This is a genomic window from Nonomuraea sp. NPDC050663, from assembly GCF_044456985.1.
Taxonomy (GTDB): Bacteria; Actinomycetota; Actinomycetes; order Streptosporangiales; family Streptosporangiaceae; genus Nonomuraea.
In genome coordinates, this window is record NZ_JBITGL010000005.1 from 55,877 (window position 1) to 69,772 (window position 13,896).

Annotated in this window: 11 protein-coding genes; 5 read left to right on the forward strand and 6 right to left on the reverse strand. The window is 67.1% G+C overall.

Annotation, left to right across the window (positions count from 1 at the left end):
* Positions 1 to 41 precede the first annotated feature (41 nt).
* Positions 42 to 1,394, forward strand: a complete 1,353-nt coding sequence (locus ACIBH1_RS17235) for a hypothetical protein (RefSeq protein ID WP_397314742.1) — start codon at positions 42 to 44, stop codon at positions 1,392 to 1,394.
* Positions 1,395 to 1,671: 277 nt separating this feature from the next.
* Here the strand turns inward: ACIBH1_RS17235 and ACIBH1_RS17240 are convergent, their stop codons facing one another.
* The 4 genes from ACIBH1_RS17240 to ACIBH1_RS17255 all read right to left on the reverse strand — a co-directional run bounded on the left by ACIBH1_RS17240 (position 1,672) and on the right by ACIBH1_RS17255 (position 7,983).
* Positions 1,672 to 3,252: a trypsin-like serine peptidase gene (locus ACIBH1_RS17240; protein ID WP_397314743.1), complete on the reverse strand. Its 1,581-nt coding sequence runs from the start codon at positions 3,250 to 3,252 to the stop codon at positions 1,672 to 1,674.
* Between the two features lie 441 nt (positions 3,253 to 3,693).
* Positions 3,694 to 5,280: a trypsin-like serine peptidase gene (locus tag ACIBH1_RS17245; protein ID WP_397314744.1), complete on the reverse strand. Its 1,587-nt coding sequence runs from the start codon at positions 5,278 to 5,280 to the stop codon at positions 3,694 to 3,696.
* Positions 5,281 to 5,679: 399 nt separating this feature from the next.
* Positions 5,680 to 6,729, reverse strand: a complete 1,050-nt coding sequence (locus ACIBH1_RS17250) for a trypsin-like serine peptidase (protein ID WP_397314745.1) — start codon at positions 6,727 to 6,729, stop codon at positions 5,680 to 5,682.
* A gap of 141 nt (positions 6,730 to 6,870) precedes the next feature.
* The gene (locus tag ACIBH1_RS17255; RefSeq protein ID WP_397314746.1) at positions 6,871 to 7,983 is read right to left on the reverse strand and encodes a trypsin-like serine peptidase; all 1,113 of its coding nucleotides are present in this window, start codon (positions 7,981 to 7,983) and stop codon (positions 6,871 to 6,873) included.
* 277 nt (positions 7,984 to 8,260) lie between these two features.
* On the opposite strand from ACIBH1_RS17255, the gene ACIBH1_RS17260 reads away from it, so the two are divergent.
* The 4 genes from ACIBH1_RS17260 (at position 8,261) to ACIBH1_RS17275 (ending at position 12,444) form a co-directional block, all read left to right on the forward strand.
* On the forward strand, positions 8,261 to 9,706 hold the full coding sequence (locus ACIBH1_RS17260; RefSeq protein WP_397314747.1) for an acetyl-CoA synthetase: 1,446 nt from the start codon (positions 8,261 to 8,263) through the stop codon (positions 9,704 to 9,706).
* Between the two features lie 77 nt (positions 9,707 to 9,783).
* Entirely contained in the window at positions 9,784 to 10,662 is an 879-nt protein-coding gene (locus ACIBH1_RS17265) for a hypothetical protein (protein ID WP_397314748.1), read from the forward strand.
* Positions 10,663 to 10,671: 9 nt separating this feature from the next.
* Positions 10,672 to 11,631: a zinc-binding dehydrogenase gene (locus ACIBH1_RS17270; RefSeq protein WP_397314749.1), complete on the forward strand. Its 960-nt coding sequence runs from the start codon at positions 10,672 to 10,674 to the stop codon at positions 11,629 to 11,631.
* Between the two features lie 15 nt (positions 11,632 to 11,646).
* Entirely contained in the window at positions 11,647 to 12,444 is a 798-nt protein-coding gene (locus ACIBH1_RS17275) for an oxygenase MpaB family protein (RefSeq protein ID WP_397314751.1), read from the forward strand.
* On the opposite strand, the gene ACIBH1_RS17280 is transcribed toward ACIBH1_RS17275, so the two are convergent.
* Positions 12,432 to 13,076 carry a PadR family transcriptional regulator gene (locus ACIBH1_RS17280; RefSeq protein ID WP_397314752.1) on the reverse strand — a complete coding sequence of 215 codons (645 nt, stop codon included), beginning with the start codon at positions 13,074 to 13,076 and terminating at the stop codon, positions 12,432 to 12,434. The genes ACIBH1_RS17275 and ACIBH1_RS17280 overlap by 13 nt on opposite strands.
* On the reverse strand, positions 13,073 to 13,870 hold the full coding sequence (locus ACIBH1_RS17285; protein ID WP_397314753.1) for a DUF4097 family beta strand repeat-containing protein: 798 nt from the start codon (positions 13,868 to 13,870) through the stop codon (positions 13,073 to 13,075). Before ACIBH1_RS17285 ends, ACIBH1_RS17280 begins: the two co-directional genes overlap by 4 nt.
* Between the last annotated feature and the right edge of the window lie 26 nt (positions 13,871 to 13,896).

Sequence of the window (13,896 nt, forward strand, 5' to 3'; positions counted from 1 at the left end):
TTATAACTAATGCTCTCTGTAAGGGCTCATCTAGGAGAGCGATGGAACGCGAGCCCAACCAACCACTTCAGCGGCTCATCAACGAAGCGGGATTCTCACGCAAAGGGCTCGCCCGGCGCCTGAACGATCTGGGCTCCAGCCGCGGCATCCCCGGTCTGAAATACGACCACAGCTCCGTCCTGCGCTGGATCGGCGGGCAGCGGCCACGAGAACCCGTTCCCTGCCTCCTCGCAGAGATCTTCGCTCTCCGGCTGGGCCGGCCGGTCTTCCCGGAAGACCTGGGCATGCCGGTCATCACCACCCCCCTCCATCTCGGACAAGAGTTCACGCACACGTGGCGGGAGGGAGTCGCGACAGTGACGGCACTGTGGCGGGCGGACGTTGAACGGCGCAGATTCCTGGTCGACTCGACCTTCGCGATCGGAGCAGGGGCGGCAGGAGCGGTGCGGTGGCTCACCGCACCATCCGGAGGCAGCCCGCACGGCACCGGCAGACGCAAGGTCGGCCAATCGGACGTCGCGGCCATCCAGGAGGTCACCCGGTCCTTCAGCGAGCTCGACAACCGTTTCGGCAGCGGGCGCGTGCGCTCGTCGGTCGTCAAATACCTCGACACCGCCGTCGCCCCGCTGCTGGCCGACGGCTCCTACTCCGAGACCACCGGACGCGCCCTCGCCGGGGCCGCCTCCGAACTCACCCGGCTCGCCGGCTGGATGGCCTACGACCTCGAACAGCACGGCCTCGCCCAGCGCTACCTCATCCAGGCGCTCAGGCTCGCGCGCAGCGCCGACGACCACTCGCTGGGCAGCGAGATCCTGTCAGGGATGGCGCACCAGGCGATCTACATGGGACAGCCGTCGCACGCCCTCGACCTCGCCCGCGCAGCCCAGCTGTCGGCCCAGCGATCGGGGCACTCCACGCTGCTGTCGGCCGCCTGGGTCCTCGAGGCCCACGCCCACGCCGGGCTGAACGACTCGCGCGCCTGCTCGGCGGCGCTGTCGTCGGCCGAGGCGGCGTTCGAGTCGCGATCGGCCGATTCCGAGCCCTCGTGGCTGGGGTACTTCGACTCCGCCTACCTGTCGGCGAAGTTCTCCCACTGCTTCAGGGACCTGGGGGAGGGAGTCAACGCCGTCCGCTTCGCCCGGCGATCGCTCGACATGGACGGGCGCTACGTCCGCGGACGCATGTTCAACCTGTCCCTGCTGGCCGGCGGGTTACTCCAGTGCGGGGAGATCGAGGAGGCCTGCACGGCCGCGGCGGAGGCGTTCTCGGTCGCCGGGGAACTGCAGTCGGCCCGCAGCCGGTCATATGCGGCAGACCTGCGGCGGAGGCTGCAGCCGTACCGGAACGTGGCATCGGTACGCGCGCTGTTCGGGCAGGACTTCGCCTCTGTCTGAGGCTTCTGTCTGGAGCTTCTGTTTGGAGACGAAGCGAGGGCCCGGTCCGCGCATGACCGGGCCCTCTTCCCTTTACTTATCCCTTTAGTGAAAGGCGCTCCCCATAAGAGGTCTGTGACGCCCGCACCGGAGGCACCATCCGGGGGCAGAGGACTGGGGAGCCGTAAAGGATCTTCTTTGGGCTGAAAAGCCCGTAGGGCTCGGCAAAGCCGAGCCCTACGGTTAGAACTTGCGGGGTGGGGTTTTGAGGCCCCACCTCACAGGTCAGTAGCCGTCATCAGCCGGCGTTGCCCGACCAGTTCTTGGCAGCAGCGTCGTACACCTGCTTGGTCTCACCGTCGAAGTACGGCGAGAAGATGGTGTCGATGCGGCCGTTGCCGTCAGCGTCACCGTAGATCGCGGTGGTGACACCGTTGACGTAGCCAACGCGCTTGGCGTTGCTGTACTGGTACAGCCACGCGGAGCCGTTGTAGCCAGGGGTCACGGCGCACTTCAGAGCCAGCAGCTCCTCGGCCTTGTAGGTCGAGACACCCGCGGGGGTCTTGGCGCTGGTCTTGCCGTAGCACCACTTCGGCGTGCGGCCCGAGAAGGGCTTGCTGCCGTCGGGGTGCTCCGCGCCCGGGTAACCGAACGTACGGACGTACTTGCCGGTCGGCTGGTTCCAGGCGAAGCCCTGGGCGCCAACGTTCGCGGCCAGCGGGCCGACGTCCTTGATGGCGTGCGAGACGACGAAGTAGCTCTCGACGAAGTAGCGCACCTCGACGGTGCTCTTGACCCACTTCTTCACGAAGAACTGCTGCTTCGTCCAGCCGATGACGTTGCCCTTGTCGTCCTTGACCTCAGCCAGGACGCCCAGGAACTTGCCGTCAGCCTTCGCCTTCGACAGAGCGTCGAAGTCTTCCTTGCTGATGGCAACCTTGTTGCTCAGGCGCTCGAACTTGTAGCCGTTCTCGAGACCAGCCGGGGCGGCGTTGTAGACCGACTCGACAACCTCGACACCAACGAGCTTGACGCCGTTGACACCGGTGGTGATGTAAGCCTCGATCTTCGTAGCAGCGTCGGCCGGCTTGGCGACGGTCTCGACCTTGGGGTCGAGAGCCTTCTGCTGGTACGGGCCGTTGATGCCGTACTTCTCAACACCAGCGAGGTACTCAGCCTGGGTGATCGGCTTCTCGTCGATGTACTTCTTGCCCGTGTAGGCGTCGTACTCCGACTTCGTGACCTGCTTGGCGTTGTTGACGGTCCCGCCGATTCCGTTGTACACGGTCACGAACGCGTAGTCGCGGTCGTAGTCCTCGTACACCGAGAAGTCGGAGTGGGTGTAGGCGGTCTTACCGACGTAGATGCCGTAAGGCGCCTTGGCCTGGTAGGAGCCGGGGATGAAGACCCAGTTCTCAAGGGTGTCCTGGTTGCCGGCCACGTCGTAGACGCAGTGACCAGCGGTCGCGACCAGGTTCTTGTAGGAGCTCTGGATCGAGGTCGCCGAGCACCAGTAGAGGTCCTTGCCACCGTTCTTGGTGAAGAAGACCTTACCGATGGTCCGCGGGATGTTCACGTTGTGAACCTTGGAGACCGTGGTCTTCGGCTGGCCGATGAGGCCCGGCTTGGTGTCGGTGGTGTAACCACCGGTGTGCACCAGCTTGGAAACGGCCTTGTAGTCGTAGCGGTACTCGTCCGCCGCGATCAGGGCCGCGCCCTCAGCCGCGAGCCAGAAGTCGACGGCCTCCTGAACCTTGCCGCTGGGGGCGAGGTTCTTGATGTCGACTTCGGCCTCAGCCTGAGCCGAGGTGGCCAGGCCGGCCGCCAGCAGGCCGGTGGCGAGCAGGGCGCCGGTGGCCGGGAGGAGGATGCGCTTCAAGGTAACTCCTTGCGCTGTCGTGAGGCGCCTCTTGCGCCCCATGCGTCAGTAAAGGGATAGCCAGGAACATACAGTGCCGATCTTGAAAACAGGAACCCGCTTTGGAGGGAAAAGAGAGGCCAAGTCGGGCGTGATCGTTCTGTGATGTTTAAGCGGCTGAAGCGGGCTCAGGGATCCATGGTTCGTTTGTGGGCATTTCCGCAGATCAGGATAAGAGAGTTGTTAGTGTGTCCCGTGTGACTGCAGCGACCCCGTGACGATGGGCAACATCGCTATGTGACGCAGATCACATCAGCTCGATGGCACCAGATCCGGCTCCCGCGCGTCCAAAGAGCCCACAGAAACGACGAAAGGGGCCTCGGCATGAAGCCGAGACCCCTTCTTTGTGTCTCTAGCCGTGAACCCTCGGTGACCGAGGGCTCACAGCGGGTGCGAGATGCGTCAGCCGACGATCTTGCCGGACCACACGTTGGCCGCGGAGCGGTAGACGGTGGCGGTCTCGCCGTCGAAGTACGGCGAGGTGATGGTGTCGATGCGGTTGTTGCCGTCCTGGTCGGCGAAGGTGCTGGTGACACCGTTCACGTAACCGATGCGCTTGGCGTTGCTGTAGTTGTACAGCCAGGGGCCACCGTCGGCGCCCTCGGTCATCGAGCACCGGATGGAGACGTGCTCCTCGATCTTCTTGGCGGGCGCCTGCACGACCTTGGCGGAGGTCTTGCCGTAGCACCACTTCGGCGTCACGCCGGTGAAGTTCTTGTTGCCGTCCGGGTGCGCGAGGGCCGGGTAGCCGAACACGCGGATGTACTTGCCGGTGGGCTGGTTCCAGGCGAAGCCCTGGCCGCCGACGTTGTCGCCGAGGCGACCGGCGTCCTTGACGGCGACGTCGACCGTGAAGTACGACTCCTGCCAGTACTTCATCTTCACGGTGGTCTTGGTCCACCGCTTGACGAAGAACTGCTGCTTCTCCCAGCCGATGACGTTGCCCTTGTCGTCCTTCAGCTGACGGAGCTGAATGTAGGGCAGCTTGCCGTCGGCCTTGTCGGCGACGAGCTTGTCGTACTCGTTCTGGCTGATCGGCACGGGCACGCTGAGGCGCTCGAACTTGTAGCCGTTCTCGAGGCCCTTCGGAGCCTTCTCGTACTCCGAGGCGGAGGTCTCGACGCCAACGAGCTGAACGCCGTTGATGCCCTTGGAGATGTACTCCTCGAGGTTCTTGCTGGTGACGTCGGCTGGCTTGGCGACGGTCTCGACGGTCGGGTCGACCGGCTTGGCCTGGAACGGGCCGTTGACGCCGTACTTCTCGACACCGGCCAGGTATTCGGCCTCGGTGACTTCCTTGGCCTTGACGAACTTCGGCCCCGTGTGAGCGGTGAAGACGCTCTTCGTGACCTCCTTCGGCGTGCTCGAGGAGATGTTGATGCCGTTGTACACGGTCACGAACGCGTAGTCGCGGTCGAAGTCCTCGTACACGTCGAAGTCGTAGTGCGTGAACGCCTGCTTGCCGACGTAGATGCCGTAAGGCGCCTTGCCCTGGTAGTAGCCGGGGACGAAGACCCACTTCGACATGACGTCGGTGTTGTCGGCGACGTCGTAGACGCAGTGACCGGCGGTCGAGACCAGGTTCTTGTACTTGGACTGGATAGCGGTGGCCGAGCACCACTTCTTCTCGCCCTTGTTGTTGACGAAGAACACCTTGCCGATGGTCTTCGGCAGGTTCACGTTGTGAACCTTGGAGGACTTGGTGACCGGGGTGCCGATGAGGCCCGGCTTGCTGTCGGCGGAGTAGCCGCCGGAGCTCTTCAGCTTGGTGACGTCCGAGTTGTCCCAGACGTTGGAGGCGGTCGCAGCCTTGAGAGCGGCGTTGTTGTTCTCGGACCAGAACTTCGCGATCTCCTGCGCCGCGGCGGCGTTCTTCGCCAGCGCGTCGGCGGCGACGTCGGGGGCGGCCTGCGCCGAGGTGGCGAGGCCGGCAGCCAGCAGACCGGTGGCCAGGACGGCACCGCTGGCGGGGATGAGGATGCGCTTCAAGGGAACTTGCTCCTTGCTCTGTCGTGGGACGCAACTGGCGTCCCATGCGTCAGTAAAGGGACAGCAAGGAACATATCGGGGGATCTTCGCAGGTAAAAGCCACTTCGGAGCATCCGGAAGGCTGGCTTACCCTCGTGACCGTGCCGTTATCTGTCAGAGGCCGCGCCGAGAGATGTCCGTTTTCGCGGCCCTAGCTGGGAATGTTACGGAAGTGTCTCGAGGGGTGTGAGCGAGACGACACGGTGCGTGAATAGTAAAATGTGACTCAGATCACATCGCCAACATGGCACCGATTTCGGGTCCGCTCCGTCTAAATAGGCTTATTGATCTACCTAAGCGTCATCAGCCCGTGTCCTGCAACGAAAAAAGGCCCCCGCGGGGGCCTTGGGGAAGGAAGCGTCAGGCCGCTGCGGCCGCGAGGTAGACGGACAACGTGTCCTTGTTGAAGTACGGCGACGAGATCCCGTCGTACACCCCGTTGGCCCCGCTGTACCAGGTCAGGCTGTTGACCCCGTTGAGCTTGCCCAGCTTGGTCCCCGCGTTGTACTCCATCAGCCACGGCCCGCCGCTGACCCCGCTGGTGAAGTTGCACGGCAGCAGCACCCCGTACTTCACCATGAAGCTCGGCGACTTCGTCCAGCTCGTGGCCCCGGTGCAGCTCTTCAGGCCGCGCCCGTCGAACGGCCGGGTGCCGTTGGGCTGCGCGCCCGCCGGGTAGCCGAACGCGTGCACCGTGTTCCCCGTCTTGCGCAGGATGGTCAGCCCCTGACCGCCCACGTTGTCCTGCAGCTTGCCGACGGAGACCGGGGCCGGCTCGCCGTTCTTGTTCTCCCACTTGATGCCGGAGTGCACCGTCACGAACGCGTAGTCGTAGTCGTAGTCACCCGTCCACGGCCACTGCTCGTGGACGGCGACCGAGGCGCCGACGTAGATGCCGTCGGGGGCGGAGCCGTCGGGGCCCGGGTTGGGGACGAAGATCCAGTTGGAGGCCGGCTTCAGCGTGCGGATGTCGTAGGCGCAGTGTCCGGCGGTGGCGACCACGCTGGCGTTCTTGGCGGCGATCGAGCTGGCCGAGCACCAGTACTCCTTGTCCCCGAAGGAGAAGAAGACCTTACCGAAGGTGCGGGCGCTGCCCGAGGAGGGGGCGACGGGCTCGACGTCGCGCGGGTCGACCTTGGAGGGGAGGGTGACGGGCTTGCCGTTGCCTGCCGTACCGGAGGACTCGCTCTTGGGGCCGGGCGTGGCCGGGCTGGCCTTCTCGGCCTCGGCGAGCTTCTGCGGGCTCCACTGCTTGAGGACCGACTTGAGCTGGGAGTCGGTTCTGGCCATGTCGATGGCGAAGACGCGGTCGGCGGGGGCCGCGAGGGCAGGGGAGGAAACGAGTGCAGGCAGCATCAGCAGCGCGCCGCTGAGGGCGGCTGCCGCTAGGTGCCTGACTCGGGGGATCATGTAACTACCTTCCGTTCTGGGGTGATTTTTCCAGATCAACTGGACTATTGCAGCTCGGATCGAGATTCGTTATCTGGGCAACTATGCCCGAAGGCCCGTAAGCGCCCGGTGAAAGGCGCTTACGGGCCCTCAAGATGGTGCTTACGGGGTCCACTTCGGCGGGTTACCGGTCCACCGGTTCGCCGCCGCCTTGTAGATCTTGTAAGTGTCGCTGTTGAAGTACGGCGACGAGATGTGGTCGTACCGGTCGTTGCCGTCGGTGTCCCAGGCGACGCTGTTGACGCCGATGACGTAACCGGTCCGCGAGGTGTTGCGGTAGTTGTAGATGAACGGACCACCGCTCGCGCCCGCGGTGAAGCTGCACTTGAAGCCGACGTGCTCCTCGATGCGGAACTTGGCGGCAGCCGGCATCGGAGCCGTCTTGCCGTAGCACCACTTCATCGTGCGGCCCGTGTACGGCTTGTCGCCGTCGGGGTGCTCGCCGGCCGGGTAGCCGAAGGAGAAGACGTTGGCCTTGGTGCTGCGGTTCCAGGTGAAGCCCTGGCCGCCGACGTTGTCGCCGAGCCGGCCGATGAGCTTCTGGACCGGCTCCCAGCCGCCGCCGGGCAGCTTCTTCCACTCGACCTTGTAGCCGCTGAAGACGTTGACGAACGCGTAGTCGAAGTCGTAGTCCTCCTTCACCACGAAGTCGTCGTGCGCGTTGAAGGTCTTGGCCTCGTAGATGCCGTACGGGGCCTTGCCCTCCCATGCCTGGTTGCCGTCCCAGTACGACGGGATGAACACCCAGTTGGAGTGGAAGCGGTTGTACTTGGTGTCGTAGACGCAGTGCGCCGACGTGGCCACCAGGTTGCGGTACTTGCCCTGGATCGAGGTGGCCGAGCAGTACTTCCAGTCGCCCTTGCCGTCGATGAAGAAGACGCGTCCGACGGTGTTGGGCAGGTTGACCTGCTTGACCTTGGGCGACTTGGCACCCTCCTGGCCGATCGGGGGCACGGATCCGGGCGGCCCGTCGGGGGTGGAGTTGGAGGCCTTGCCGCTGCGGCCGGTCACGTCGAGGGCGTAGTCGGCGTTCTCGGCCTTGCGCAGTTTGTCCGGGGTCCAGAACGAGACCGCCGAACCGCTGGTGGTCGTCTTCGCCGCGGCGGAGACGACGTCGTCAGCCGTCGCGCCGGCGTTGGCGGCGGGCAGGCTGACCAGACCGCTGAGGGCCGCGAGAGGGATCGCGACACCCAGTGCCTTCCTTGCTCGGGACATGGTGGAGCTCCTTCCAGTTCTCGGCGGCCCAGAGCGGGGGACTGTCGCCCCGGATGGGCCAGGAAAACGAGCGAGACGCTAACGAAAGGCGCTCCCGGAAATCCATGAAACGACGTGAAAAAGTCTGGGACGGTTCCATCCTGTTATTGAAATAACCAGAGCGCATATATTCCGAGAAAGCATTTCCGCAGGTCGAAGGGGCCGGAAAATCTCACTGGAAACAGGCGCAACAAAGTGAACAATAGCCACTCGAATAATGTTCTGGTTAGATTGCGCCATGGATCCTCGCACCCCCTGTCTCATCGGTGTGGCCCAGCACACCGTTCGCGAGCAACCCGGACCCGAGCCCCTGGATCTCTGGGAACTGGTGGCCAGAGAGGCGGCCCGCGACGCGCGGCTTCCGCTGCACCGGCTGGACTCGATCCAGATCGTCTACAGCGACTCCTGGCAGTACGACGCCCCTGCCGACCGGCTGGCCCGCCGGCTCGGCGCCGACCCGCGCCACCGCGTCTACTCGAAGGTCAGTGGTACGGCGCCGCAGCTGCTCATCGGTGAGGCGGCCGCCCGCATCGCGCGAGGGGAGCTGGACGCCGCGCTGGTGGTCGGAGCCGAGGCGCTGGCGACCCGGCGCGCCTATCGGCACAAAGGCGAACATGTGCCGTGGAGTCATGCGGCCAATCCCAAACCGCCCTATGGCTGGGAACGCCCTCCGCATGCCAGCGAGCTGGCGCACGAGCTGTTCATGCCGGTGCATACGTACGCCATCATGGAGACCGCCCGCCGTAAATTCAGAAATATCGACATAAAAGAGGAAATGCTGGACAGGGGCGAGATGATGGCCCCCATGACCGAGGTGGCCGCCGCCAACCGTCACGCCTGGCGCCGCAAGGTCATGACTCCTCAGGAACTGGCCACCCCCACCGCCGCCAACCGGTTCGTCGGCTGGCCGTACACCAGGAACACGGTCGCGGTCATCGAGGTCGACCAGGCCGCCGCGCTCGTCCTGGCCAGCTCCGGACTCGCCGACCGCCTCAACGTCCCCCGCGACCAGCGGATCTACCTGCGCGGCTGGGCCTACGCCGAGGACACCTGGGAGGTGGCCGCCCGCCCGGCGCTCGGCGGCAGCCAGGCGCTCGGGCACGCGGCGCGGGCCGCCTTCGAGCGCGCGGGGCTGGGCCTGGACGACATGAACGCGCTCGATCTCTACAGCTGCTTCGCCATCGCCCTGCGCCAGGCGTGCGACACGCTGGGGCTCGACCCGCTGGACCGGCGGGGGCTCACCGTGACCGGCGGCCTGCCGTACGCGGGAGGACCTTCGAGCTGCTACGTGCTGCACTCCACGGCCACCATGGCCGCCCTGCTGCGCGACGGCGGGCACGGCCTGGTCACCGGCGTCGGCATGCACCTGACCAAGCACGCCTACGCTGTGTGGTCCAGCGAGCCCGGCACGGATCGTTCCGACGGCGCCCCGGTCTTCGTCGCCGATCCGGTGCCGATCGCCGACGTGCACGAGGGGCCCGCCACCGTCGCCGGCTACACGATCGCCCACGACCGCGAGGGCCGCCCCGACAAGGGCATCCTGGTCGTGGACCTGCCGGACGGCAGGCGTGCTCATGCTCTGGTACGGCAGGCGGACCTGATCGCCGACGCCCTGGGGCGTGAGCTCGTCGGTCAGGAGGTGCGGCTTTCGTCCGAGGGAGGGGTCAACCGGGCCGCCTGGTGATCAGGTTCGGATTTCGTGACGATTTCGCCAGATCCGAACCCTTGCGCGCGAGGTCCCACCTCAACTGAACTGGCGGCGTGAGCGAGCCGTTCGACGTCATCGAGGCGGGCAGCAAGGACCGCCGGCGCCGGCTCGGCGCCGGGCTGCTCCTGGCCCTCGCGGTCATCGTGGTGATCGGCCTCCTGTCGACGCGCGGCTCCGGGCCCCCGGAGCCGAAGGCGAGCCCGACGCCGACCCCGACGGCCGTGGTGACGACGCCGAACGTCATCAGCCCTGTGGCCCGCCGCGACGGCGACGACGAGGTCATCGACGTGGTCTTCCCCGACGGCACGGCCGCCGAGGTGCGCTACCCCCGTCAGCTGGGCCTGGCGGCGATGGGCGTGCGGCCGATGCTGGGCGGCTGGCTCGACGGCGAGATGACCATGTACCGCCAGCTGGTCGCCCCCTACGCGGGCCAGGCCGAGGTGAGCAGGGGCGGCCAGGCGCTGCGCAACCTGACCGACAACGTCACCCTGTGGCCGCGGCAGCCGGGCGGCGGGTCCGGGCAGGTGCTGCTGTTCGCGTTCGGCGACTGGCGCCTGGCCCTGTACGACCGTTCGCAGGGGCTGACCTTCGAGCAGCGGATGACCTGGGCGCGCAACCTGACCGGCAAAGTGACCGACGACGGCTTCCTGGTGCTGTCGGCCAAGGAGCCGCTGCGCCTGGCCGAGCCGGGGGAGTCGGGCTGGAGCAGGGAGCCCGCCGGGCCCCAGTTGTGGTTCGGCCCGCCGGAAGGGCCGACGGTGGTCCTGGTGCCCACTCCGGTGTGCCGCGCGAACCCCCGCCCGCCGTCGGCGCTGATCCAGTCGCGCGGCCGCTTCACCTACCTGTGCCGCGACGGGCTCTCGATCGGCGCGTCGGGAACCGGCGACTGGGTGACGCAGGCGATCGAGGGAATCCGGGTCCGGCTCAAGTAGATTGCCGACATGTTCGCCGTAACCGCCACACAGACCGATCCCGACAACCCCCTGGCCGGGCTGACCCTGGGTGAGCATCCGGAGCCCAAGACTCCCGACGGGTGGACCACCGTCACGGTGAAGGCCGCCGCACTCAACCACCACGACCTCTGGACCCTCAAGGGCGTCGGCATCCGGCAGGACCGGCTGCCGATCGTGCTCGGCTGCGACGCGGCGGGGCTCGACGAGGACGGCAACGAGGTCATCGTGCACTCGGTCATCGGCACGGGACCCGACGAGACGCTCGACCCGCGCCGGAGCCTGCTGTCGGAGACGCACGACGGCACCTTCGCCGAGCGGGTCGCCGTGCCCCGGCGCAACCTCGTGCCCAAGCCCGCCGCACTCAGCTTCGAGCAGGCGGCCTGCCTGCCCACCGCGTGGCTGACCGCCTACCGCATGCTGTTCGACAAGGCCGGGCTGGAGCCGGGCTCGACCGTGCTGGTCCAGGGCGCGGGTGGCGGCGTGGCCACCGCGCTGATCGCCCTCGGCCGCGCCGGAGGCTACCGGGTGTGGGCGACCTCCAGGTCGGAGGAGAAACGTTCCAGGGCCCTGGAGCTCGGCGCCGACCAGGTCTTCGAGCCGGGCGCGCGGCTTCCCGAGCGGGTCGACGCGGTCATGGAGACCGTCGGGCAGGCGACCTGGGACCACTCGCTGAAGTCGCTCCGTCCCGGCGGGCGCATCGTCGTCTCGGGCGCGACCAGCGGCGCGGTGCCGCCGGCCGACCTCAACCGCGTCTTCTTCCTGCAGCTGTCGGTCGTCGGCTCGACCATGGGCACCCGCGACCAGCTGCAGCGCCTGGCCGTCTTCCTGGAGCAGACCGGCGTGCGCCCGCTCATCGACCGGGTGCTGCCGCTGGCGCAGGCCGCGGACGGGTTCGCGGCGATGGCCGGCGGCGACCTCTTCGGGAAGGTTGTCTTCAGCGTCGAGTAAGCGAATACTTATGGCATGCAGACCTTCGGGCCCGGCTCGGTCCAGTGGGACCTGGCCGGGGAGTACCGCAACCTGCTCGCCGCCGGAAGCGCACTGATCCTGCAGACCATGCATCCGGCCGTCGGCGCCGCCGTGCGGGAGCACTCCGACTACAAGAGCGACCCCTGGGGCCGGCTCAACCGCACCCTCACCTCGGTGCAGAAGTGGGTCTACGCCGACGGCCCGGCCGAGGGGGCGCGCCTGCGCGAGCTGCACCGCCCGATCAGCGGCGTCGACGAGCAGGGCCGCACCTACCACGCGCTGAACGGCGAGGCGTGGGCCTGGGTGCACCTCACGCTCTTCGAACGTTTCCTCGCAGTGCAGCGGATCTTCGGCGGGCCCGTCGACACGGCCCGGCTGTACGAGGAGTTCATGCTGCTCGGCGACATCCTCCAGGTGCCGGAGCGCGAGGTGCCCGCCGACCTGGAGGCGTTCTGGGTCTACTTCGACCACATGATCGCCGACCGGCTCGAAGCGCACCCGACCGCGCTGGAGGTCCTGGCCGCCCTCAAGGCCACGCCCGCGCCGGCGGGACTGCCCCGGGCGTTATGGCGGCCGTTGGGGATGGCCTCGGGGGAGTTCAACCAGTTCGTCACCGTGGGCACCCTGCCGCCCGCCGTACGGAAGAAACTCGGCCTGTCGTGGTCCGTACGGCAAGAGCGGATGTTACTGGCGCTGGGCCGTTCGGTCGCGGCCGTGACGCCCCGGCTTCCCGAACGGCTGCGCTACATGCCCATCGCCTACCGGGCGCGCCGGGCGGCCTATCGGAGCTGATCGCCGATCTTCGCCGACGCCTCGTCGAGGATGCGGCGGCACTGCTCCAGCGACTGCCGGGTCAGGTTGCCCGCCGAGGCCTCCTGGCGCACCTGCGCCACGAAGTCGGCCAGCACCTCGCCCAGGGCGGCGTCGAGCTCCGCGCGGTTCTCGGGGGCGTCGCCGAACGTCGACCAGACCCTGGCCCAGGTGTTGCGCCAGTCGCGCTCCTGCCAGTGGGTCCAGCTCTTCGACAGGTCGGGCGAGCGCACGTCCTTGGCCGCCTGCGTCAGCTCCTCGCGCAGCGAGCGCACGGTCGAGCGCACGTCCTCCTTGACCTCGCGGGCGATGTCCTGCACCGATTCGGTCAGGCTCTGCTCCAGGTCGGCCAGCTCGTCGAGGCGCGCGTGCAGCTCGGCGCGCCCCTTGTCGGTCAGGGAGAAGACCTTCTTGCCGTCGATCACCTCGTGGGTGACCAGGCCCTCCTCCTCCAGCCTGGCCAGGCGCGGGTAGATCGTGCCGGGGGAGGGGGAGTAGACGCCCAGGAACCTGTCCTGGAGCAGCCTGATCACCTCGTACCCGTGGCGCGGGCTCTCCTCCAGCAGCTTGAGCAGGTACAGCCGCAGCCGTCCGTGCCCGAAGACGGGGCTCATTCGTTCTCCCCCCTGATGAGCGCGACCCTGCCGCTGACGGAGTTGGCCGACACCGACGCCATCCCCCCGCCGAGCCTGCCGCGCATGGTTCTCGAACCCGGTTTGCCGATGTGGTCCAGCCCCTCGAAGGAGGAGTTGAGCTCGCCGACGGTCGAGCGCATCGTCACGTCGGCATCGACGTTGTGGGGGAGCCTGATCAGGCTGTCGCCGGAGACGGTGTTGACCGTGACGTGCCCGGTGGGCCGCAGCCGCAGGTCGGCGGTGATCCTGCCCGACACGGTCTTGGCCTTCAGCCGGCGCGGCGTGCCCCCGGCCACCGTCAGGTCGCCGGAGATGCTCGTGAAGGACAGATCGCCCTCCATCGCCCGGCTCTCGAGGGCCCCGGAGACGGTCTCGGCCGAGACGTCGCCGCTCACGCCGTCGAGGACGATGTCGCCAGCGACGCTCTTCACCCTGGTCTTCCTGGTGAAGCCGGTGACCACGGCATGGGCGCTCACCACGCCCACGCTGACCTGGCAGCCGCTCGGGACCGTGATCGTCAGGTCGCAGTGCCGCGGGCCGGAGGGCTTCAGCCAGCTCAGCAGCCCGTCCCAGGTCAGGTCCTGGTAGGCGACCGTCAGCGTGCCCTCGTCGTCGAGGGTGACGATCAAGGGGGCCGAGTCGATCTCCGCCACGTGAAGGGTGGGGGTCGCATCGCTGGCCAGGACGTTCAGCCGTCCGGCCACCGTTCGCACGTTCAGCTCGCGAACCTCGTCGAAGGTCAGCTGCTGGGGCTCGTCAATCGTCCACTCCATATCTACACGATATGTCGCGTCTCCGA